The 21410-nt window shown below is 63.9% G+C and carries 27 protein-coding genes and 1 other RNA gene; 10 read left to right on the top strand and 18 right to left on the bottom strand.

The annotated features are described in order from the left end of the window. Positions 1-51: 51 nt before the first annotated feature. The 6 genes from IEG05_RS04000 to IEG05_RS03975 form a co-directional block, all read right to left on the bottom strand. Positions 52-1053 carry an extracellular solute-binding protein gene (locus IEG05_RS04000; RefSeq protein ID WP_014818654.1) on the bottom strand — a complete coding sequence of 334 codons (1002 nt, stop codon included), beginning with the start codon at positions 1051-1053 and terminating at the stop codon, positions 52-54. A 109-nt stretch (positions 1054-1162) separates the two neighbouring features. Beyond that, positions 1163-2383, bottom strand: coding sequence for a 2-octaprenyl-3-methyl-6-methoxy-1,4-benzoquinol hydroxylase (locus IEG05_RS03995; RefSeq protein ID WP_046617454.1), 1221 nt, complete (start codon positions 2381-2383; stop codon positions 1163-1165). Continuing rightward, on the bottom strand, positions 2383-2871 hold the full coding sequence (locus tag IEG05_RS03990) for a DUF4442 domain-containing protein (RefSeq protein WP_014818652.1): 489 nt from the start codon (positions 2869-2871) through the stop codon (positions 2383-2385). Before IEG05_RS03990 ends, IEG05_RS03995 begins: the two co-directional genes overlap by 1 nt. A 25-nt stretch (positions 2872-2896) precedes the next feature. Continuing rightward, entirely contained in the window at positions 2897-4075 is a 1179-nt protein-coding gene (ubiH, locus tag IEG05_RS03985) for a 2-octaprenyl-6-methoxyphenyl hydroxylase (protein WP_046617453.1), read from the bottom strand. 1 nt (position 4076) lies between these two features. Next, positions 4077-5411 (bottom strand): Xaa-Pro aminopeptidase, encoded by a 1335-nt coding sequence (gene pepP / locus IEG05_RS03980; RefSeq protein WP_191121672.1) that lies wholly within the window; start codon positions 5409-5411, stop codon positions 4077-4079. A gap of 16 nt (positions 5412-5427) precedes the next feature. Next, positions 5428-5982, bottom strand: coding sequence for a YecA/YgfB family protein (locus tag IEG05_RS03975; protein WP_014818649.1), 555 nt, complete (start codon positions 5980-5982; stop codon positions 5428-5430). Between the two features lie 130 nt (positions 5983-6112). Here IEG05_RS03975 and IEG05_RS03970 point away from each other — a divergent pair, with 130 nt between their 5' ends. The 4 genes from IEG05_RS03970 (at position 6113) to IEG05_RS03955 (ending at position 7454) form a co-directional block, all read left to right on the top strand. After that, on the top strand, positions 6113-6322 hold the full coding sequence (locus IEG05_RS03970) for a TIGR02449 family protein (RefSeq protein ID WP_003303302.1): 210 nt from the start codon (positions 6113-6115) through the stop codon (positions 6320-6322). Further along, the gene (locus IEG05_RS03965) at positions 6319-6633 is read left to right on the top strand and encodes a cell division protein ZapA (protein WP_003303305.1); all 315 of its coding nucleotides are present in this window, start codon (positions 6319-6321) and stop codon (positions 6631-6633) included. The genes IEG05_RS03970 and IEG05_RS03965 overlap by 4 nt, the downstream gene beginning before the upstream one ends. A 33-nt stretch (positions 6634-6666) precedes the next feature. Continuing rightward, positions 6667-6845: non-coding RNA, 6S RNA (gene ssrS, locus IEG05_RS03960), on the top strand. A 6-nt stretch (positions 6846-6851) separates the two neighbouring features. Then, positions 6852-7454, top strand: coding sequence for a 5-formyltetrahydrofolate cyclo-ligase (locus IEG05_RS03955; RefSeq protein WP_023444013.1), 603 nt, complete (start codon positions 6852-6854; stop codon positions 7452-7454). Between the two features lie 28 nt (positions 7455-7482). On the opposite strand, the gene IEG05_RS03950 is transcribed toward IEG05_RS03955, so the two are convergent. Beyond that, positions 7483-7635 (bottom strand): hypothetical protein, encoded by a 153-nt coding sequence (locus IEG05_RS03950; RefSeq protein WP_014818647.1) that lies wholly within the window; start codon positions 7633-7635, stop codon positions 7483-7485. Between the two features lie 195 nt (positions 7636-7830). On the opposite strand from IEG05_RS03950, the gene IEG05_RS03945 reads away from it, so the two are divergent. Further along, on the top strand, positions 7831-8280 hold the full coding sequence (locus IEG05_RS03945) for an EVE domain-containing protein (RefSeq protein ID WP_046617451.1): 450 nt from the start codon (positions 7831-7833) through the stop codon (positions 8278-8280). A 1-nt stretch (position 8281) separates the two neighbouring features. Here the strand turns inward: IEG05_RS03945 and IEG05_RS03940 are convergent, their stop codons facing one another. After that, entirely contained in the window at positions 8282-8668 is a 387-nt protein-coding gene (locus tag IEG05_RS03940; RefSeq protein WP_235399866.1) for a flagellar basal body-associated FliL family protein, read from the bottom strand. Positions 8669-8899: 231 nt separating this feature from the next. Between IEG05_RS03940 and IEG05_RS03935 the strand changes: the two genes are divergently transcribed. Continuing rightward, on the top strand, positions 8900-9880 hold the full coding sequence (locus IEG05_RS03935) for an NADPH:quinone oxidoreductase family protein (protein WP_046617450.1): 981 nt from the start codon (positions 8900-8902) through the stop codon (positions 9878-9880). Positions 9881-9935: 55 nt separating this feature from the next. Here the strand turns inward: IEG05_RS03935 and secB are convergent, their stop codons facing one another. The 3 genes from secB to IEG05_RS03920 all read right to left on the bottom strand — a co-directional run bounded on the left by secB (position 9936) and on the right by IEG05_RS03920 (position 11165). Then, positions 9936-10430, bottom strand: coding sequence for a protein-export chaperone SecB (secB, locus tag IEG05_RS03930; RefSeq protein ID WP_014818643.1), 495 nt, complete (start codon positions 10428-10430; stop codon positions 9936-9938). A gap of 64 nt (positions 10431-10494) precedes the next feature. Beyond that, positions 10495-10749 carry a glutaredoxin 3 gene (gene grxC / locus IEG05_RS03925; RefSeq protein ID WP_046617449.1) on the bottom strand — a complete coding sequence of 85 codons (255 nt, stop codon included), beginning with the start codon at positions 10747-10749 and terminating at the stop codon, positions 10495-10497. Positions 10750-10751: 2 nt separating this feature from the next. Next, positions 10752-11165 (bottom strand): rhodanese-like domain-containing protein, encoded by a 414-nt coding sequence (locus IEG05_RS03920; RefSeq protein ID WP_014818641.1) that lies wholly within the window; start codon positions 11163-11165, stop codon positions 10752-10754. Positions 11166-11305: 140 nt separating this feature from the next. Between IEG05_RS03920 and gpmI the strand changes: the two genes are divergently transcribed. From gpmI to IEG05_RS03900, 4 genes are all read left to right on the top strand, one after another. Further along, positions 11306-12853: a 2,3-bisphosphoglycerate-independent phosphoglycerate mutase gene (gpmI, locus tag IEG05_RS03915; RefSeq protein ID WP_046617448.1), complete on the top strand. Its 1548-nt coding sequence runs from the start codon at positions 11306-11308 to the stop codon at positions 12851-12853. Positions 12854-12969: 116 nt separating this feature from the next. After that, the gene (locus tag IEG05_RS03910; protein WP_046617447.1) at positions 12970-14229 is read left to right on the top strand and encodes a murein hydrolase activator EnvC family protein; all 1260 of its coding nucleotides are present in this window, start codon (positions 12970-12972) and stop codon (positions 14227-14229) included. A 71-nt stretch (positions 14230-14300) separates the two neighbouring features. Beyond that, positions 14301-15626 (top strand): S41 family peptidase, encoded by a 1326-nt coding sequence (locus tag IEG05_RS03905; protein ID WP_014818638.1) that lies wholly within the window; start codon positions 14301-14303, stop codon positions 15624-15626. Between the two features lie 2 nt (positions 15627-15628). Further along, complete coding sequence (locus IEG05_RS03900) at positions 15629-16420, top strand: divergent polysaccharide deacetylase family protein (protein WP_041754057.1); 792 nt, start codon at positions 15629-15631, stop codon at positions 16418-16420. A gap of 3 nt (positions 16421-16423) precedes the next feature. On the opposite strand, the gene IEG05_RS03895 is transcribed toward IEG05_RS03900, so the two are convergent. From IEG05_RS03895 to hisB, 7 genes are all read right to left on the bottom strand, one after another. Then, positions 16424-17170 carry a substrate-binding periplasmic protein gene (locus IEG05_RS03895; RefSeq protein ID WP_042927525.1) on the bottom strand — a complete coding sequence of 249 codons (747 nt, stop codon included), beginning with the start codon at positions 17168-17170 and terminating at the stop codon, positions 16424-16426. 236 nt (positions 17171-17406) lie between these two features. Further along, positions 17407-18156, bottom strand: a complete 750-nt coding sequence (locus tag IEG05_RS03890) for a substrate-binding periplasmic protein (RefSeq protein ID WP_046617446.1) — start codon at positions 18154-18156, stop codon at positions 17407-17409. Positions 18157-18242: 86 nt separating this feature from the next. Beyond that, positions 18243-19013, bottom strand: a complete 771-nt coding sequence (gene hisF, locus IEG05_RS03885) for an imidazole glycerol phosphate synthase subunit HisF (RefSeq protein ID WP_046617445.1) — start codon at positions 19011-19013, stop codon at positions 18243-18245. 97 nt (positions 19014-19110) lie between these two features. Continuing rightward, entirely contained in the window at positions 19111-19854 is a 744-nt protein-coding gene (gene hisA / locus IEG05_RS03880; RefSeq protein WP_046617444.1) for a 1-(5-phosphoribosyl)-5-[(5-phosphoribosylamino)methylideneamino]imidazole-4-carboxamide isomerase, read from the bottom strand. Positions 19855-19890: 36 nt separating this feature from the next. Beyond that, on the bottom strand, positions 19891-20151 hold the full coding sequence (locus tag IEG05_RS03875) for a DUF2164 domain-containing protein (RefSeq protein WP_014818632.1): 261 nt from the start codon (positions 20149-20151) through the stop codon (positions 19891-19893). Then, positions 20152-20790, bottom strand: coding sequence for an imidazole glycerol phosphate synthase subunit HisH (gene hisH / locus IEG05_RS03870; RefSeq protein ID WP_003282884.1), 639 nt, complete (start codon positions 20788-20790; stop codon positions 20152-20154). It abuts the gene before it with no gap. After that, entirely contained in the window at positions 20790-21383 is a 594-nt protein-coding gene (hisB, locus tag IEG05_RS03865; protein WP_003282885.1) for an imidazoleglycerol-phosphate dehydratase HisB, read from the bottom strand. Before hisB ends, hisH begins: the two co-directional genes overlap by 1 nt. Positions 21384-21410 lie beyond the last annotated feature (27 nt).

Below are 21410 nucleotides of genomic sequence, written 5' to 3'. Positions count from 1 at the left end.
GTGAACGTGGCGGCCGGAGCTGCACGTCACCGCTGCAAGCGCGGAGGCTGATCAGTTCCAGCCGGCGCGGTCCATCAGCTTGATGGCTTCGGCCTGGCGCTTGCCGGCCACTTCCACCGGAATGGTGTCGGCCTTGAACTCGCCCCATGCCGCCACTTCGGCAGACGGCTTCACACTCGGGTTGGCCGGGTACTCCATGTTGATGTCGGCGAAGATGCTCTGCGCTTCCTCACTGGTCATCCACTCCACCAGCTTGCGCGCGGCGTCCGCGTTCGGTGCGTGCTTGGTCAGGCCGATGCCCGACAGATTGACGTGCACGCCGCGATCTTCCTGGTTCGGCCAGAACAGCTTGGCCTTGAGCTGCGGATTCTGCGCGTGCAGGCGGCCGAAGTAGTAGGTATTGACGATGCCGGCATCGCACTGCCCGGCGTCGACGGCCTGCACCAGCGCCGTGTCGTCGGCGAAGACGTCGGTGGCGAGATTGCCGACCCAGCCCTTGATGATCTCTTCGGTCTTCTCGGCGCCGTGAGTCTCGATCATGGTCGCGGTCAGCGACTGGTTGTACACCTTCTTGCTGGTGCGCAGGCACAGGCGGCCGTCCCAACGCTCGTCGGCCAGCGCCTCGTAAGTGCTCAGCTCGCCGTCCTTGACCCGCTCCGGCGAGTAGACGATGGTCCGTGCGCGCAGCGACAGCCCGGTCCAGGCGTCGTTGGAGGAACGATACTGGGCCGGGATGTTGTCCTTGACCACCTGAGAGTTCAGCGGCTGCAGGATGCCCATTTCCTCGGCTTGCCAGAGGTTGCCGCCATCGACGGTGAGCAGAAGGTCCGCCGGGGTGTTCGCGCCTTCGGCCTTGATGCGGGCCATCAGCGGGGCTTCCTTATCGGTGATGAACTTGATCGCTACACCGGTCTTCTCGGTGTAGGCGTCGAACACCGGCTTGATCAGCTCATCGATACGCGAGGAGTAGACCACTACTTCGTCGGCAGCCTGGACGGCACCCGACAGCGCCGTCAGCGCCAGGGCGGCGAGTAAACCTTTGCTTGCCTGCATGGAACAGCCTCTTGGTGAGTTGGAACAGAGGCTGAATAGTAGTGAATGTTATTTACCTTCTCAATGCGACAAATCGTGCAGGTAATGCTTTGTAAATATCAATCTCACATCAGGGCTTGGCGAGTTCCGGCAGATCGCCGCTCAATCCGAGCGCCTGACGTACGAACAGCGCCTTCGCCTCCGGTAGCGCCTGTACGGCCTTGAGACCGGTATTGCGCAGCCAGCGCAGCGGCAGTGGATCAGCCTGGAACAGCCGTTCGAAGCCTTCCATGGCTGCCATCATCGCCAAGTTGTGCGGCATGCGCCGACGCTCGAAGCGGCTCAGCACCTGCACATCGGCCACCCGCTCACCGCGGGCAATCGCCGCCTTGAGCACTTCCGCAAGCACGGCAGCATCCAGCAGGCCAAGATTCACGCCCTGCCCCGCCAACGGATGAATGGTGTGTGCGGCATCGCCGATCAACGCCAGGCCCGGCTGCACATAGCGTTTGGCATGGCGTTGGCGCAGCGGGATGCACAGCCGCGGATCGACCTCGAGCATTTCGCCCAGGCGCTCCTCGAAGGCTCGACCAAGCGCCGTTCGGAATGCCGCGTCATCCAGCGCCATGAGCCGCCTGGCTTCGGCTTCAGTAACCGACCAGACAATCGAGCACCAGCGCCGGTCGCCATCGCGCTCGAGCGGCAGAAATGCCAGGGGGCCGTCATCGGTGAAGCGTTGCCAGGCCGTACGCTGGTGCGGCTCGCTGCAACGCACGCTGGTGACGATGGCCTGATGCAGATAATCCCATTCGCGGGTTTCGCAACCAGCCAGGCGACGTATCGCCGAGTTGGCGCCATCCGCCGCAATCAGCAGGGGCGTACGCAACTCGCGGCCGTCGACCAGCGTCAGCTGCCAACCGTCAGGGGTGCGCGCCAGCTGCTCGACGCGCGCGTCGCCGATCAGCTGCAGTCCGCCGCGGCGCTGCATCGCCTCCAGCAGCGCATCCTGCACCACACGGTTTTCGACGATATGTCCGAGCACTTCGGCATGTACGGTCTCGGCGGAAAAATGAATCTGCCCGGTGCCCGAGCCGTCCCATACGTGCATGTCGGTGTAGGGGCTCGCGCGGCGCGCGGCGATGCCCGGCCAGGCACCGACCCGCTGCAGGATGCGCTGGCTGGCTGCGGACAGCGCACTGACCCGCGGTTCGAAGCCGCCCTGCGGGTCGAAGTCGACGACCTCGAGCGGGCTCGCATCGAGCACGACGATCTTCAGCCCGCAACCTTCGAGGGCGAGTGCCAGGGTACTGCCGACCATGCCGGCACCCACGATGATCAGATCCGCTTGCATCACTTCTCTCCTGGCTGCCGCGCCCGCGGCTTGAGTCGTATGTAGAGGGTCTTCTGCACCCGTGCCACCAGCGTGCCCTCGCCGTCGCGCACTTCGACATGCATTCTGGGCAGGTACTTGCTGCCGTCGGCCGTGTGCGCGCGGATCTCATCCAGCAGCCTGTCGCTGATGGCGAATTCGGCGTAGACCGCGCCGCGCCCGGGGCTGACGAATTCTATGTTGGCCGCCTTGTCCCAGACGATGTAGTCGCGCCCGAGATTCTCCATCAGCATCAGCACGAAGAACGGGTCGACCATCGAATACAGCGAGCCGCCGAACTGCGTACCGACATAATTGCGGTTGTACCAGCGCAGCACCATCTTGACCTGAACCAGGCGCATATCCGCGCTGATGTGCCGCACCCGAACACCGGCTCCGATGTATGGCGGGTAGAAATTCATGGCCCAGCGCAGAAACCGCGCCTTGCGCGCCAAACGGGAGCCGCTCATGCCGAGTCCTTTTGGTTGCCGCTTTTCAGCCAGCGCGAGTGCCCAGGCCCATCGCCTGGCGCGCAAACCAACGCTTGGCGGCGGGCATGAGGTCCAGCCCGAGCAGACCGAGATTGCGTCCGGCCGCGACCAGCCGACCGGAATCACCGAACAGCCGGGTGACCTGATCGGAGAAACCGACCGTCACGCGCTGATCGAAGCGCTGCCTGCGGGCATACTCCTGCAGCACCGCCAGGTCGCCCAACGCGGCGTCGCTGCGCAGCAAAGCGACGCTCAGCGCCTCCACATCACGCAGCGACAGGTTGTAGCCCTGCCCGGCGATCGGGTGCAGGCTGTGCGCCGCGTTGCCGAGCACCACCAGACCCGAACGTACCTGCTCTTCGGCCTCGATCAGCGTCAGCGGATACAGATGCCGGGCACCGACCTGCTGCAACGCGCCCAGGCGATAACCGAAGGCCTCCTGCAGTTCGCCGAGGAAAACCGCCTCGTGCGCCTGCGCCAGGCGCGCGGCATCGGCCTGGGAGCGCGTCCATACCAGCGCACAACGATCATCCTGCAGCGGCAGCAGCGCCATCGGGCCGTCTTCGGTGAAGCGCTCGAACGCCAGACCGCCGTGCGGTTTGCCTGGCGTGATGTTGGCGATGAGCGCGGTCTGGCCGTACGGCCGGCGCGACACCTGGATGCCAAGCTGCTCGCGCAGCCCGGAGCGGCCACCATCTGCGAGCACGGTGAGGTCGCACTCCAGCTGCTGACCATCGGTAAAACTCAACCGGTAACCGGTGGCGCCGGGCTCCAGTCGCTCGACCTCGGCCGGACAGTGACGGATCACCACCTGATCATCCAGCGCCTGCCACAGGCAATGCCCGATCCAGGCGTTCTCGACCACGTAACCCAGCGCCTCGACGCCTTCGCGTGTGCAATCGAGGCGTGCCGCCCCGAAACTGCCACGCTCGGATACATGAATGCGCAGAATCGGCTCGGCGCGCTCGGCGATGTATTCCCATAGGCCCAGGCGCTGATAGATCAGCCGAGTGCCGTAGGACAGCGCCGTGGAGCGCGCGTCATAGCTCGGCTGGTACTCGTGGCCGGGCTCGAACGGCTCGATCAGATGGATGCGCCAGCCGCGCGCCCGGGCACCATCCTGCAAGGCCAGCGCGAGACTGGCGCCGACCAGTCCGCCACCGATGATCGCCAGGCTCTGCATGTCAGGCGACCTGCTCACGAGCGGCGGCCATCAGCGCCTCGATCTCGGCGACGCTCTTCGGCACGCCACCGGTGAGGATTTCGCAGCCGGTCCGTGTCACCACCACGTCATCCTCGATGCGCACGCCGATGCCGCGCCACTTCTTGGCGACGTTCTGATTGCCCACGGCGATATAGATGCCCGGCTCGACGGTCATCGACATGCCCGGCTCGAGCACGCGCCACTCGCCGCCGATCTTGTAGTCGCCGACGTCATGCACGTCCATGCCCAGCCAGTGCCCGGCGCGGTGCATGTAGAAGGGTTTGTAGGCCTCGCTTAGGATCAGTTCGTCGAGCTGGCCCTGCAGCAGGCCCAGCTCGACCAGCCCGGCGGTGATCACCCGTACGGTGGCCTCGTGGGCCTCGTTCCAGTGCTTGCCGGGTGCGATGTGCTTGAAAGCCTCTTCGTTGGCCTTGAGCACCAGTTCGTAAATGGCCTTCTGCTCGGGCGAGAAGCGGCCGTTGACCGGAAAGGTGCGGGTAATGTCGCTGGCATAGCAGTCGATTTCGCAACCGGCATCGATCAGCACCAGGTCGCCATCCTTCAGCGGCGCATCGTTCTCGCGGTAATGCAGGATGCAGGCATTGCGACCCGCGGCGACGATGCTGCCGTAAGCGGGCATCTTCGCCCCGCCCTTGCGGAACTCGTAGTCCAGCTCGGCTTCCAGGTGGTACTCGAACAGGCCCGCGCGGCTGGCCTGCATGGCACGGATATGTGCACGGGCGGAAATCTCCGCGGCATGCTTCATCACCTTCACTTCGTTACTCGACTTGTACAGACGCATGTCGTGCAGCAAGTGATCGAGCGCGACGAACTCGCTGGGCGGCTGCGCGCCCTGGCGCGCCTTGGCGCGAATGGTCTTGATCCACTCCATCAGCCGATGATCGAAGGCTTCGTTGGTGCCGATGGCGTAGTAGACACGGTCGCGGCCTTCGATCAGCCCGGGGAGGATGTCGTCGATGTCGCCGATGGGAAAGGCATCGTCGGCACCGTATTCACTTATCGCGCCGTCCTGCCCGGCACGCAGGCCATCCCACAGCTCGCGTTCGGGGTCGCGTTCGCGGCAGAACAGCACGTATTCGCCATGCTCACGCCCGGGAATCAGCGCGATCACCGCCTCCGGTTCGGGGAAGCCGGACAGATACTGAAAGTCGCTGTCCTGGCGGTAGACATGCTCGACATCGCGGTTGCGGATATACATCGGCGCCGCCGGCAGGATGGCGATGCTGTTGGGTTCCATCTGCTCCATCAGCGCCTTGCGCCGACGGGCGTATTCCGATTTCGGGATGCGAGTCATGAGCGGAACGATTTCCTCAATGCAGGGAAGGTTTCGGAGCAGCAGGTACCGGCTTGGCGCACTCGGTGAACAGCAGCAACGGCGCCACGCGCAAGTACTCCATCACTTCCATGTAATCGGTCTCGCCGTCTTCGGACTCTTCCAGCGAGTCCTGAATCTGCGCGATGGCCGAGAGATCCTGCAGTACTTCCATGGCCTCGGCGCTCAGCGCGCGGTCGCCAGCGGTCAGACCGAAGCCGGCGAGAAAGCCCTGGCACCACTGGCCCAGCGCGACAGCGCGCTCGGCCAGCGGCGCGTCATCGCTGGGCAGCAGCAGAACGACGGCAATGTCGTCGCCGGCGAGCTCACCCTTGACCATCTCCTGCAGGCCGATCAAGGCCTGACGGATATTGTCCTGCGGCGCTTCGCCAAGCAGGTCAGAGGCATCGGTCAGCCAGGGTTCGACATCGAAGCCGGCACCGGCGCAGCTGCGCCCGAGCAACAGGCCATGCAATTCGGCAGGAGAAACAGTTTGCGGTGCGCCAGCCAGAAGTGTGGCGAAAGCGGCATATGGGGAATTCTGAATGGACATGGCGGCTAGGCGCACGATGGCGCAATGACTAGAATGAAGGCTTCGTATCCTAGCACCGGCGGCCGCGGCAAGACCATCGAAGCCCCCGGGCATCGCCTCCGTCTTCACTCAGTGCCCCAACAGGAATCCCATGGAAGACGCCGATCTGAAAGCGCTGACCACCAAGCTGGAGCAGCTGATTCAGCGCATCGAACAGCTCAAGGCGCAGAACCACCTGCTACTGGCCAACGAGCGGAACTGGCGTGAAGAGCGCGCTCATCTGATCGAAAAGAACGAAATGGCCCGCTTGAAGGTCGAATCAATGATTTCGCGCCTGAAAGCCCTGGAGCAGGACTCATGACCCAGCCGAACACCGTCACCGTGCACATCATGGACAAGGAATATTGCATTGCCTGTCCGCCAGAGGAACGCAGCAATCTGGAAGGCGCGGCCCGCTATCTGGATCGCAAGATGCGCGAGATCCGCAGCAGCGGCAAAGTCATCGGCGCCGACCGCGTCGCGGTGATGGCCGCGCTGAACATCACCCACGAATTGTTGCACAAGCATGATCGCCTGGATGCCGAAGCCAACAGCGCGCGCGAGCACGTACGCATGCTGCTGGAGCGCGTCGACAGCGCACTGGCCACCGACCCGAACCCTTCCGGCAACTGATCAACGGCAGCCGGTTTGCGTTATACTCCGCCCAACTCCCTGGCATGTTCGCCAGTCGGCGATGACCCTCTCCCGATAAGCAACACCATGGAGGCTACACGTGGTGCCGGTGTGCATGTCCGCCTGACGGAAAGCCTTAAGGTACTCTGTAGTCGCCACCTTGAACTCTCGGGTTCAAGGGCCTACGCTGGCAGCGGCATGCTGGGGAGCCACTTCTGATGATCGTAGCCGAAGGCCTTTCGCGCCCGGCGCTACGCCGCAAGCTGCGCCACGCTCGACGCCAACTGACACCCGCCCAGCAGCGCCTGGCCGCTCGCCGTCTCTATCGGCAGCTGGCTCAGCATCCCCGGTTTCGGCGCGCCCGGCATATCGCCCTGTACCTACCCAATGATGGCGAAATCGATCCGCGCCTATTGCTGCAAGCGGCTCAGCGCCGCGGCAAGGCAACCTATCTTCCGGTACTCAACCCCTGGCCACGTACGCGCATGGTGTTCCAGCGCATCGAGCCCGGCGAACAGCTGCGCCGCAACCGCTTCGGCATTCTGGAACCCGTGATCCGGACCGCTCGGCAACGCCGCGTCTGGGCGCTGGACCTGCTGCTCATGCCACTGGTGGGCTTCGACGGAAAGGGCGGACGGCTTGGCATGGGCGGCGGCTTCTATGATCGCAGCCTGGCGTATCGCGCCATGCGCAAAAAAAGTCACAAACCGACATTGTTGGGACTGGCTCATGAATGTCAGCGCGTCGATCGACTGCCGCTGGAGAGCTGGGATGTAGCGCTTCAGGCTACGGTGACGGACCAGGGCTGGTACGCCGGGTGATGGAACGCCGCGTCCATGCGGCACGAGGTCATCGCTGCTGAGCCTGCTGCACCTGAATGACCGGGGCCATGCCGGCCGCGCCATCGTGCTGATCCCACAGACTCTGCGTATAGCCCGTGGTGACTACGCCGAGACCAAAGATAAAGACCAAAATCCACAGAATATCGGGCTTACGTTTCATTTGTGTTCGCCTCCCCCTACCAGGCGAAATGCTTGCGTCGAGTCGATATGTTTTCGTTCTAGGACTCGATAGGCCACCTTACAGCTGCGGCATTTTCCGTTAAGCGTCGGCACCGCGCAAACAGGTATTGCAGCCGATTGTCGGAGATTTTGCCATCATGGTCTGATCGAACCGCCTGATAGGAGAGCAAGGTTCATGCCTTACTGGCTAATGAAGTCCGAACCCGACGAATTTTCCATCCGGGACCTGAAAAAAATGGGGCACGGACGCTGGGATGGTGTACGCAACTACCAGGCGAGAAACTTCATGCGCCAGATGCAGGAAGGCGATCAGTTCTTCTTCTATCACTCCAGTTGCTCCGAGCCAGGAATCGCCGGCATCGGCAGGATCAGTCGTAGCGCCTATCCCGATCCCACTGCCCTCGACCCTGCCAGCCCCTATCACGATGCCAAGGCTCGCGATGATGCAAATCCGTGGAGCGCGGTCGATGTCGAGTTCGTCGATGCCTTTGCGACACCGTTGAAATTGGCGCGTCTGAAAACCGAGCCAGCATTGCACGAACTGGCACTGGTGAAGAAAGGAAGCCGCCTGTCGGTGATGCCGGTCAGCGAAGACGAATGGCAGGCGATCCTGGCGATGCGCTGAGCTACTGGATGATCAGATTGTTGAACAGCAGATCATCCACCAGCGGTTTGCCTTCTTCCTGCTCCAGCACCTCGCGCACCTGGCGCAAGGCTTCTTGACGCAGCTGTTCCTTGGCTTCGGGGCCGCTCAGCGTCTCGTCGGTCTGCTGGGAAAACAGCATCACCAGCTGATGGCGAATCAGCGGCTCGTGATGCTTGACCCGATCCTCCACCTCCTTGCTGGAGATACGCAGCGCAACATCGGCCTTGTAGTACTTCAGTCGCTCGCCGGAGCCGTAGTTGCCAACCATCGCAGGCGTCAGCGCGTAATAGAGTGTCTGCGTGGCGGCGGCGTCTTCGGCCGACTCCTCAGCCAGCGCGGGCCCAGCCAGGGCGAGGCAGAAAAACATCGAGATGAGGTATTTCACGCGGTACTGCTCCAAGGGATTCCTGCGCCAGCATAACCAGTCGCCGCGGCCCACCCAAGCCTATCGCGCAACCGCCTGCCACTTATACGCCGCCATTACAGTGAACGATGCTGATTGCCTCGCCACGCAGCGCTCCTAGACTGGAAAGTCCTGAGCAGTCGAGCCATCCCATGTCGGGCGGCAAGCGTCCGACCAGTCGAACAAGGAAAAGCGATGAAAGCCGTCCTGTGCAAAAGCTTCGGCCCGCCCGAAAGCCTGGTTGTCGAAGATGCCCCCTCCCCTCAGATCAAGCCGAGCGAGATCCTGCTCGACGTGCATGCCGCCGGGGTGAATTTCCCTGACACGCTGATGATCGAGGGCAAGTATCAGTTCAAGCCGCCGTTCCCGTTCTCGCCTGGCGGCGAGGCGGCGGGCGTGATTGCCGCAGTCGGAGAGAAGGTCAGCCACCTCAAGGTCGGCGACCGGGTCATGGCGCTCACTGGCTGGGGCAGCTTCGCCGAGCAGGTTGCCGTGGCCGGCAGCAACGCGCTGCCGATTCCGCCGAGCATGGACTTCGACACCGCCGCCGCCTTCAGCATGACCTACGGCACCTCGATGCATGCGCTCAAGCAGCGCGCCAATCTGCAACCCAGCGAGACCTTGCTGGTGCTCGGTGCCTCCGGAGGCGTCGGCCTGGCTGCCGTGGAGATCGGCAAGGCCATGGGCGCGCGAGTCATCGCCGCCGCCTCCAGCGCCGAAAAGCTGGAGGTGGCGAAGAATGCCGGCGCCGACGAACTGATCAACTACAGCGAAGTCAGCCTGAAGGAGCGCCTGAAGGAACTCACCGGCGGCCAGGGTGTGGATGTCATCTACGATCCGGTAGGCGGTAAGCTGTTCGAGGAAGCGTTCCGCAGCATCGCCTGGAACGGCCGCATGCTGGTGGTGGGTTTCGCCGCCGGTGGCGACATTCCGGCGTTGCCGGCCAACCTGCCGCTGCTCAAGGGTGCCGCACTGATCGGCGTGTTCTGGGGCGCCTTCGCCCAGCGTCAACCGCAGGACAACGCCGCGAATTTCCGCCAGCTGTTCGCCTGGCATGCAGAAGGCAAGCTCAAGCCGCTAGTATCGCAACGTTTTGCGCTGGAAGAGGCTGGCCAGGCTATCGCCACGCTGGGGCAGCGCAAGGCGGTCGGCAAGCTGGTGGTGCAGGTGCGCTAATGCGCAGAAGGGAAATGCAGGAAGCGTCAGACGCTTCCTGCATGATCCGCATGGATCAGTGGGCGGTGCTGGGGGCTTCGCCGGCGCTCTGCATGCGCGCCATTTCCTGGGCGTAGAGTGCGTCGAAGTTCACCGGAGCCAGCATCAGCGCCGGGAACGAACCGCGGGTCACCAGGCTGTCCAGCGCCTCACGGGCGTAAGGGAAGAGGATGTTCGGGCAGAACGCGCCAAGGGTGTGGCTCATCGCAGCCGCTTCCAGACCCTTGATCAGGAAGATCCCGGCCTGCTGCACTTCGGCAATGAACGCAACTTCTTCGCCGGTCTTCACTGTGACCGAAAGGGTCAGCACGACTTCATGGAAGTCGCCCTCAAGCGCCTTCTGCTTGGTGTTCAGGTCCAGCGCGACACTCGGATTCCATTCCTGACGGAAAATTTCCGGGCTCTTCGGCGCTTCGAAGGACAGGTCGCGGACGTAGATGCGCTGCAGGGAGAACTGCGCGCCCTGTTCGTTCTGCGACGCTGCGCCGCCGTTGTTAGCTTGTTCGGTCATTTCTGCAACCTTCTATCCAGTTGTGCGTGTCGTTTGAATTATTCGCAGACCCGCGTTGCCGGCCTCAAGCCTGCAGCAACGGGTCGAGACGTCCGGCGCGCTCCAGAGCGTGCAGCTCGTCGCAGCCGCCGACGTGCTTGTCGCCGATCCATATCTGCGGCACCGAGGTGCGTCCGGCCTTGCTGGCCATCTCGGCGCGCAGGGACGGGTTGCCATCCACGGGAATTTCCTCGTAGGCGACACCCTTGCGATCGAGCAGCGCCTTGGCGCGGATACAGAACGGGCACCAGGCGGTGGTATAGATGACGACGTTGGGCATGATTACTTGACCACTGGCAGATTGTCGCCGCGCCAGCTGGAAATCCCTCCCGACAACTTGGCGGCGGTGAAGCCTGCCTTCTGCAGCTCACGGCAGGCCGTTCCGGCGTGCTGCCCCATGGCGTCGACCACGATGATGGTCTTGGCCTTGTGCTTTTCCAGCTCGCCTGTGCGGCTGACCAGCTTCTCGTAGGGAATGTTCAATGCATCGACGATATGACCGGCGTCGAACTCCTTCTTGACGCGCACGTCCAACACCACGCCCTCGCCACTGTTGACCAGTGCCGTCAGTTCGCGATTGCTCAGGCTCTTGCCACCCTTGCGGGTCTCGGTGATGAACAGAAGGATCAACAGCACCACGAACAGGCTGCTGAGTACATAGTGGTTAGAGACAAATTCAATCAGGTTAGCGAGCATCAACGGGTACCCGGACGATAAAATGCGGGCCAGTATACACAGCCCCTCCTACCGGCTGAACCCTGATGATTCGTGACCTCGCCCCGGCCAGCCAGTAGACTGGCTGCCCTTTTCCGCCCCCGTGCAAGGAGCCCGAAAGCATGTCCGTCGCCCCCACCGCCACGCCCAAACCCCTGGTACTGATCATTCTCGATGGCTTCGGGCACAGCGACAGCCCGGACTTCAACGCCATCCACGCCGCCCGCAAGCCGGTCTACGATCGCCTGCTGGCCAGCCAGCCGCACGGATTGATCTCTGGCAGCGGCATGGATGTCGGTCTGCCGGACGGGCAGATGGGCAACTCAGAGGTCGGCCACATGAACCTGGGTGCCGGGCGTGTGGTGTATCAGGACTTCACCCGGGTGACCAAGGCGATCCGCGACGGCGAGTTCTTCGCCAACCCGACCATCTGCGGTGCGGTCGACAAGGCGGTCGGTGCCGGCAAGGCGGTGCACATCCTCGGCCTGCTTTCCGACGGTGGCGTGCACAGCCACCAGGATCATCTGGTCGCCATGGCCGAGCTGGCGGCCCAGCGCGGCGCCGAGAAGATCTACCTGCATGCCTTCCTCGACGGCCGCGACACCCCACCGAAGAGCGCACAGCACTCCATCGAACTGCTTCAGGCCACCTTCACCCGCCTGGGCAAGGGTCGTATCGCCAGCCTGATCGGCCGCTACTTCGCCATGGACCGCGACAACCGCTGGGACCGCGTGCAGCAGGCCTACGAGCTGATCGTCGACGGCAAGGCGGAGTACCGCTCCGACTACGCCATGGATGGCCTGATCGCCGCCTACGAGCGTGGCGAAAGCGACGAATTCGTCAAGGCGACCACCATCGGCGAACCGGTGCGCGTCGAGGATGGCGACGCCGTGGTGTTCATGAACTTCCGTGCCGACCGCGCCCGCGAGCTGACCCGTTGCTTCGTCGAACCCGGCTTCAATGAATTCGAACGCGCCCGGGTGCCGCAACTGGCCGAGTTCGTCATGCTCACCCAGTACGCCGCGAGCATTCCCGCGCCGGCAGCCTTCGCCCCAGAAGCACTGACTAACGTGCTCGGCGAGTACCTGGCCAACAACGGCAAGACCCAGCTACGCATCGCCGAAACCGAGAAATACGCCCACGTCACCTTCTTCTTCTCCGGCGGCCGCGAAGAGCCCTTCCCCGGCGAAGAGCGCATTCTGATCCCCTCGCCTCAGGTCGCCACCTACGACCTGAAACCCGAGATGAGCGCGCCCGAGGTCACCGATCGTATCGTCGATGCCATCGAAAACCAGCGCTACGACGTTATCGTGGTCAATTACGCCAACGGCGACATGGTCGGTCATACCGGCGTGTTCGATGCCGCGGTCAAGGCGGTGGAATGCCTGGACAGCTGCGTCGGGCGGATCGTCGAGGCGCTGGACAAGGTCGGTGGCGAAGCGCTGCTGACCGCCGACCACGGCAACGTCGAACAGATGGAAGACGTCATGACCGGCCAGGCGCACACCGCGCATACCTGTGAGCCAGTGCCTTTCATCTATATAGGCAAGCGCAACGTCTCGATCCGCGAAGGCGGCGTGCTGGCCGATGTCGCGCCAACCATGCTGACCCTGCTCGGCATGCCGGTACCGCCAGAGATGACCGGTCGCTCGATCGTCGAGCTGAGCTGATCGAGCCGGGCGGGAAGCGGCTGGCGCCAGCCGCCGTTTCCCGCTACAGGCTTCAAGCTTCCAGCTTGCTTTTTAGGCATACTACGTCGGTCATAACGCTCGGTTGACGCCCTCCAATGCCTCGTACCTTTCTCGCCCTCGCCTTCCTCTGCCTGCTCGGCCCCGCCGTGGCGGACGAACGTGCCGCAGCGCGGCAGCAGATCGAAGCCGCTCGCCAGGACATTGCCGAACTGCAAAAACTGCTCAAGCAGATCGAGCAGGAGAAATCCGGCGTTCAGAAGCAGCTGAAGACCACCGAAAGCGAGATGGGTCAGCTGGAAAAGCAGGTCGACACCCTGCAGCAGGAGATCGACCGCAGCGAGGCGGAGCTGGAACGCCTGAACGAGGAGAAAACCACCCTGGAAGGCGCACGCCTGGAGCAGCAGCGCCTGATCGGGCTGCAGGCCCGCGCCGCCTATCAGAATGGGAGGCAGGAGTACCTCAAGCTGCTGCTCAACCAGCAGAATCCGGAAAAATTCAGCCGCACCATCACCTATTACGACTACCTGAACAAGGCACGCCTCGAACAGCTCGACAGCTTCAACGAGACCCTGCGCCAACTGGCCGGAATCGAGACTGACATCGAAGCGCAGCAGAACCTTCTGGCAGAAAAGAAGGACGGCCTGCTGGAGCGGCGCGAGCAACTCGCCGAGGTGCGCAAGGAGCGCCAGCAAACGCTGGCCAAGCTCAACAGCGACCTGTCCAGCCGCGAACAGAAGCTGCAGGCCCGCCGTCAGGAGCAGGCCCAGTTCGAACGGGTACTCAAGACCATCGAGGAAACCCTGGCCCGCCAGGCTCGCGAAGCCGAGGAAGCCCGGCAACGCGAACTGCTTGCCGAGCGCCAGCGTCAGGAGCAACAACAATCCCGGTCCGGCGCCAGCACTGCGCGGAGCGGCCCGTTGGTTTCCAGTGCCGGCGGCAACTTCGGCGGCCCGTTCGCCAAGGCCAAGGGCAAACTGCCATGGCCGGTGGATGGACGTCTCGTCGCCCGCTATGGCACTCCGCGCGGCGGCGACGCTCGAACCAAGTGGGACGGCGTACTGATCGGCGCCAGCGTCGGTACTCAGGTCCGCGCCGTCCATGGCGGACGCGTAGTGTTCGCCGACTGGCTGCGCGGCGCTGGACTGCTGGTAATCCTCGACCATGGCAATGGTTATCTGAGCCTGTATGGCCACAACCAGAGCCTGCTGCGCGACGCCGGCGATATCGTCAAGGCCGGCGACGCAATTGCCACGGTAGGCACCAGCGGCGGCCAGGAAACTGCCGCACTGTATTTCGCCATTCGCCAGCAGGGGCGCCCCAGCGATCCTGCCCAATGGTGCCGCGCGCAAGGTTAGCGATCAGCGGCGTTCGGTCCTGCCGAGCCGCCCGCACCACCAAGCGCGCCCTCTCATAATTGGAGTTCGACATGTTGCACCTGCGCCGTTTCGCCCGCCCATCCACGCTCGCCCTGGCCGTATTGCTGGGGATGCAGGGCGGCGCATGGGCCCAGCAGCCCATGGAGGAGGCCGCGGCGCCAAGTGCCAGTGCCAAAGCCCCGCTGCCACTGGAGGAACTGCGCACCTTTGCCGAGGTACTGGACCGCATCAAGGCTGCCTATGTCGAACCAGTCGATGACAAAACCCTGCTGGAAAATGCCATCAAAGGCATGCTCAGCAATCTCGATCCTCATTCCGCCTATCTCGAGCCCGAAGCGTTCGCCGAGCTGCAGGAAAGCACCAGCGGCGAATTCGGTGGTCTCGGCATCGAAGTCGGCATGGAAGACGGCTTCATCAAGGTCGTTTCGCCGATCGACGATACCCCGGCGTCCAAGGCCGGCATCGAAGCCGGCGACCTGATCGTCAAGATCGACGGCCAGCCGACCAAGGGGCTGTCGATGATGGACGCCATCGGCAAGATGCGCGGCAAGCCGGGCAGCAGCATCAGCCTGACGCTGGTGCGCGAAGGCGGCCAGCCGTTCGACGTGAAGCTGACCCGCGCGGTCATCAAGGTGCGCAGCGTCCGCAGTCAGATCCTGGAGCCGGGCTACGGCTACCTGCGCGTCACTCAGTTCCAGGTCAACTCCGGCGAGGAAGTGGGCAAGGCGCTGGCGAAGCTGAAGAAGGACAACGACGGCAAGAAGCTAAACGGCCTGGTCCTCGACCTGCGCAACAACCCCGGTGGCGTGCTGCAGGCGGCTGTCGAGATTTCCGACCACTTCCTGACCAAGGGCCTGATCGTCTACACCGAGGGTCGCATCGCCAATTCCGAGCTGCGCTTCAACGCCGACCCGGCCGATGCCAGCGAAGGCGTACCGCTGGTGGTGCTGATCAACGGCGGCAGCGCCTCGGCCTCGGAGATCGTCGCTGGCGCGCTGCAGGATCACAAGCGCGGGGTGGTGATGGGCACCGACAGCTTCGGCAAGGGCTCGGTACAGACCGTGCTGCCGCTGAACAACGATCGTGCACTGAAGCTGACTACCGCGCTGTACTACACCCCCAACGGCCGCTCGATCCAGGCCCAGGGCATCGAGCCGGACATCAAGGTCGAGCGTGCCAAGCTGACCCGCGAGCAGGCCGCCGATGGCTTCCGCGAGGCCGATCTTGCTGGCCACCTGGGCAACGGCAACGGCGGTCCGGACCGTCCCACCGCCACCCAGATCGCCAGCGACTCGCCGCGCCCGCAGGACGATGACTACCAGCTCGGCCAGGCCCTGAATCTGCTCAAGGGATTGAACCTCACCCGCGGCCAGTGAAGATGTCAGGCTGGATAGCAGGGCTGGCGCTGCTGGTGTTGCTCGCCAGCCAGGCGCTGTATGCCAGCGAGCCCGCAGCCACGCCGGACCATGTCCCGCGTCCACGGTTGACCCTGATAATCGACGACCTCGGGCAGAACCCGGCACGCGACCGCCGCGTGCTGCAACTGCCGGGGCCGGTCGCGCTGGCGATCCTTCCCGACACCCGCCATGCAGCCGACCTGGCCGAGCAGGCCCATGGCGCCGGCAAAACGGTCATGCTGCACATGCCGATGGCGCCTGCCCAAGGCCGTTTCGCCTGGCATCCCCAACTACCTCATGACGAACTGGCACGCCGTCTCGACGCAGCGCTTGCGGCGGTACCGCATGCCAGCGGGCTGAACAACCACATGGGCAGCGCCATGACCGATCAGATACAGGCCATGACCTGGCTGATGGGCGAACTGCAGCGCCGCCACCTGTTCTTTCTCGACAGCCGCACCAGCCCGCGCACCGTGGCCGCCGCCAGCGCCCAACGCACGGCACTGGCCAGCCTGTCGCGGGACATCTTTCTCGATGACGATCCCGCGCCGTCCGCGGTAGTCGAACGCTTTCACGCGGCAGTCGCGCTGGCGCGCAAGCAAGGCTCGGTCGTCATCATCGGTCACCCCCACGAGAGCACGCTGGCCGTGCTCGAACGCGAACTGCCGCGCCTCTCGGCGCAGGGCATCGAATGGGTCGATGTCGGGCAGATGATCGCCACCCGCAGCAACCGCGCGATGGCCGCCCATGGTCGTGGCGGCGTCTACCGCTGAGCTTCAGAGATAGCGGCGCAGCATCGCATCCACCGTGCCGTCGGCACGCATCGCATCCAGCGCCCGCTGCAGACGCTCAACTACCTCGTCCGGTGTCGCCCGGTTGAGCGCGAGGAACAGCCGCGCTTCATTGAAACGCAGCACCGGTTTCAGGCCGGTCACACCTTCCTGCTTGGCCAGGTAGGGCCCGACCGGATCGGCGGTGGCCCAGACGTCGATCTGACCCTTGAGCAGCTTGCCGATGTTCTCCTGATCACGCAGCGAGTTGATCGGCGCCAGGCCCTTGCCCTCCAGGTGCTGGCTGACCGCGTCGTTCTTGTAGGCACCGATGCGCAGGTCGCGTGCCTGCTCCAGCCCGGTCAGGCGCAGAGGACTGTCGGCGGGCGCCAGCAGCACCCAGCTGATGCTCGCCAACGGGCCGACCCATTTGAACTGCTGCTCGCGCTCGGCCGTGAAGGTGGTGGAGAACAGACCCTGATCCGGCTGTTCGAGTACCTGCTTGTAGATGCGATCCCAAGGAAAGCGCAGGGTCAGCTCGTAGCGGATATTCGCGCGGCGGAACATCTCGCGCACGATGTCGGCGTTGATGCCGTGGATGCGCGCGTCGGCCGCGTAGTTCTTGCCGTCCTCGGCCATGTTGAATGGTGGAAAGTTCTCGGTCAGCAGCACGACTCGGTAATCGTCAGGCAGCGCGGCGTGCGCGTGAGCACAGAGCAGCAGCAAGACGACGGCAATGATTCGCTTGAACATGGATCGCTCCCTTTTTCTCGATTCCCTGGCCCACCCCTCCGCGAGCCAGAGCCGGGGGCTGTCCAAAGCAAGATGCGAACCAGCGAAGCGCCACGGCGCCAGGCGGCTGAGCGCCCGCTGAATCAGGGAAGCGTGCATGCGCCAGGACGGCGCGAGCAGGAGGATCGGCGCACGCTACTGGCGCACCGCCATCACCGAGAAAGTCGGCGCAGGAGATGCGCCGACTACGGGAAGGCTCAGAGGTAGCGCGCGTTGATCTCGTCGATTACACCTTCGCTGCGCATCTGGTCGAGCGCTTTCTGCAGCTTCTGCACCGTCTCATCGGCGACCTGCTTGTTCAGCGCCAGGTACAGCTCGGCACTGTCGAAACGCAGCACGCGCTTGAGTCCGGTCACGCCGTCCTGGCGGGCGAGGTAGCGGCCAGCGGGATCACCAGTGGCCCACAGGTCGATCTTGCCGTCGATCAGCTTCTTCACGTTTTCCTGATCGCGCAGGGCGAGCTGCGGCTGCAGCCCCTGACCGTCCAGGTGCTCGGCAATGGCATCACCCTTGTAGGCGCCGATGTTGTACTGGCGCGCCTGATCCAGACTGGTCAGGTTGATCGGACTGTCGCCACGAGCCAGCAATACCCAGTCGTCCGGGCCGATGGGACCAACCCACTTGAATAGCTCTTCGCGCTCGGGCAGGCGCGCCGTGACGAAAACCCCGTAGTTCGGCTGCTCCAGCGCCATGCCGTAGATACGCTCCCAGGGGAAGCGCAGCGTCAAGGTGTAGTCGATGCCGGCACGCTTGAACATCTCGCGCACGATGTCCGCGGCGATCCCGCTGATGTTTTCATCGCGGGCGAAGTTCTTGCCGTCAGCCGCCATGTTGTAAGGCGGGAAGTTCTCCGTCAGCAGATCGATCTTCACCGGTGTCTGCGCATGACCCAGCGAGGCTCCGAACAGCAGTGCCGCAGCGGCGAGGGAAGCGATGGTCTTGAGCATGCGTGAAATCTCCTGATTGCTTGTCCGCAACAGCCGCGAACATGTCCTTATTTCGGCATTAAGCCTTGTTCAGCTGCACGTTGAGATCAACGCATCACGATGCCGCGGGCGGCCAGATAGGCCTTGGCTTCCGGAATCGTGTATTCGCCGAAGTGGAAGATGCTGGCGGCGAGCACCGCATCGGCCTTGCCTTCGAGGATGCCATCGGCCAGGTGCTGCAGATTGCCGACGCCACCGGAGGCGATCACCGGGATGCACAGCGCTTCGCTGATGGCCCGGGTGACGCCCAGGTCGTAGCCGCTCTTCACGCCGTCCTGATCCATGCTGGTCAGCAGGATTTCGCCAGCGCCGAGGTCTTCCATCTTCTTCGCCCAGGCCACCGCATCCAGGCCGGTGGGCTTGCGCCCGCCATGGGTGAAGATTTCCCAGCGACGCGGCTCGCCCGGCGCGGAGACCTTCTTCGCATCGATGGCGACGACGATGCATTGCGAGCCGAAGCGGTCCGCGGCCTCGCCGACGAAGTCCGGGTTGAACACCGCAGCGGTGTTGATCGAGACCTTGTCCGCGCCTGCGTTGAGCAGGTTGCGGATGTCCTGCACGCTGCGCACGCCGCCGCCCACGGTCAGCGGGATGAACACCTGGCTGGCCATGCGCTCGACGGTGTGCAGAGTGGTGTCACGGTTGTCGACGCTGGCGGTGATGTCGAGGAAGGTGATCTCGTCGGCGCCCTGCTCGTCGTAGCGGCGGGCGATTTCCACCGGGTCGCCGGCGTCGCGAATGTTCTCGAACTGGACGCCCTTGACCACGCGGCCGTTGTCCACGTCGAGGCAGGGAATGATGCGTTTGGCCAGGGCCATGGCTTTCTCCGAAAGCGGCTTATTCAAGCCGCAGGCTTCAAGCTGCAGGTAGCGTGTAGGTGGATCGCGCTTCACCGATCCACCGCAGTTCAGCGAATCACTCGTCCTTGTACTTCAGGTCGCAGAGCGCCTGCGCCTCGGCGACGTCAAGCGTGCCTTCGTAGATCGCCCGGCCGGTGATGGCGCCGACGATACCCGGCGTGTTGGTATCGAGCAGCTTCTGGATGTCGCCGATGTTATGGATGCCGCCGGAGGCGATCACCGGGATGCGGCTGGCGTTCGCCAGCGCCACGGTCGCCTCGACGTTGCAGCCCTGCATCATGCCGTCCTTGGCGATGTCGGTATAGACGATCGCCGCGACGCCATCGGCCTCGAAGCGGCGCGCCAGGTCGACTGCCTGCACGCTGGAGACTTCGGCCCAGCCATCGGTGGCGACGAAGCCGTCCTTCGCATCAAGGCCAACGATGACCTTGCCCGGGAAGGCGCGGCAGGCCTCGGTGACGAACCCCGGCTCTTTGACCGCCTTGGTGCCGATGATCACGTAGCTGACGCCGGCGCGCACGTAGTGCTCGATGGTTGCCAGGGTGCGAATGCCGCCACCGATCTGGATCGGCAGGTTCGGATAACGCTTGGCGATGGCGGTGACCACCTCGCCGTTGACCGGCTGGCCTTCGAAGGCACCGTTGAGGTCGACCAGGTGCAGGCGACGGCAGCCGGCCTCAACCCACTTGGCGGCCATGGCCACCGGGTCGTCGGAAAACACCGTGGCATCGTCCATCAGGCCCTGGCGCAGACGCACGCAGGCGCCGTCCTTGAGATCGATAGCGGGGATAATCAGCATGGCTTGAACCTGTTCAAATCAAGTGTCGGTTAAGGGTCAGCTCTTCTCGAGCGCCCACAAGTCGCTTTCGATGCTCTCGAACCGTTCCTTCAGGTGGCTCTGCACGTCGAAGATCGCCTTGTTGTAATACAGCGGCGCGATTTCCCGGGCGAACAGATCGAGCACTTCCTGCGCCTCGAACGAGCCCAGCTCGAGTTCGAACCGCTCTTCCAGAAAGCGCTTGATGACCTGTTGCGCCGCCTGCTCCTGAGCGGCATCCAGCGTCAGGACCGGCGGCTTGAGCTTGGCCCGGCTCATTTACCAGCGACCATCCCAGGCGGCGAAGTTCTGCAGCAGCTGCAGGCCGTGGGTGTGGCTCTTCTCCGGGTGAAACTGCACGGCGAAGCGCGAGCCATCGGCCAGCGCGGCGGCGAAGTCGTTGCCGTAATGGCCGCGACCGACCACCTGGCGCGGATTGCCGGCCTCAATGTAGTAGCTGTGCACGAAATAGAAGCGCCCATTGTCCGGAATCGCGTGCCAGAGCGGGTGGTCGACCACCTGCTTGACCTCGTTCCAGCCCATGTGCGGCACCTTCAGGTGCTCGCCGTCCTCGTGCAGGTCCTTGCCGAAGAAGCGCACCTGACCGGGGAACAGGCCGATGCAATCGACGCCGTCGTTTTCTTCGCTGCGCTCCATCAGCGCCTGCATGCCGACGCAGATGCCGAGAAAGGGGCGATCCTGGCTGACTTCGCGAACCAGTTCGTCGAAGCCCAGCCGGCGGATCTCGGCCATGCAGTCGCGAATCGCGCCGACGCCGGGAAACACCACGCGGTCGGCCTCACGGATGACCTGCGCATCGCTGGTGATCAGCACGCGGCCAGCGCCGACGTGTTCCAGCGCCTTGGCCACCGAGTGCAGATTGCCCATGCCGTAGTCGATGACGGCGACGGTCTGCATTACAGGCACCCTTTGGTCGACGGCATCTGCCCGGCCATGCGCGGATCGAGTTCGACGGCCATGCGCAGCGCGCGGCCGAAGGCCTTGAACACGGTCTCGATCTGGTGGTGGGTATTGATGCCGCGCAGGTTGTCGATGTGCAGGGTGACCAGGGCGTGATTGACGAAGCCCTGGAAGAATTCCTGGAACAGGTCGACGTCGAACTTGCCGACCACCGCGCGGGTGTAGGGCACGTTCATGGTCAGCCCCGGGCGCCCGGAGAAGTCGATCACCACGCGCGACAGCGCCTCGTCCAGCGGTACGTAGGAATGCCCGTAGCGGGTCATGCCCTTCTTGTCGCCGATGGCTTTGGTGAAGGCCTGGCCGAGGGTGATGCCGACGTCCTCGACGGTGTGGTGGTCATCGATGTGCAGGTCGCCGTTGCACTCGATATCCAGGTCGATCAGCCCGTGACGGGCGATCTGGTCGAGCATGTGCTCCAGGAAGGGCACGCCGATGGCGAAGCGCGCCTTGCCGGTGCCATCCAGATTGATGGTGACCTTGACCTGGGTTTCCAGGGTGTTGCGCTCTACGTAAGCCGTACGTTCGGACATCAACAGCTCCGCTGATCGTGGGCGAAA

The sequence above is a fragment of the Stutzerimonas kunmingensis genome (assembly GCF_014764705.1).
Classification (GTDB): Bacteria; Pseudomonadota; Gammaproteobacteria; order Pseudomonadales; family Pseudomonadaceae; genus Stutzerimonas.
Note: the sequence above shows the minus strand (reverse complement) of the source record. Positions and strands in the feature narration are given on the sequence as shown.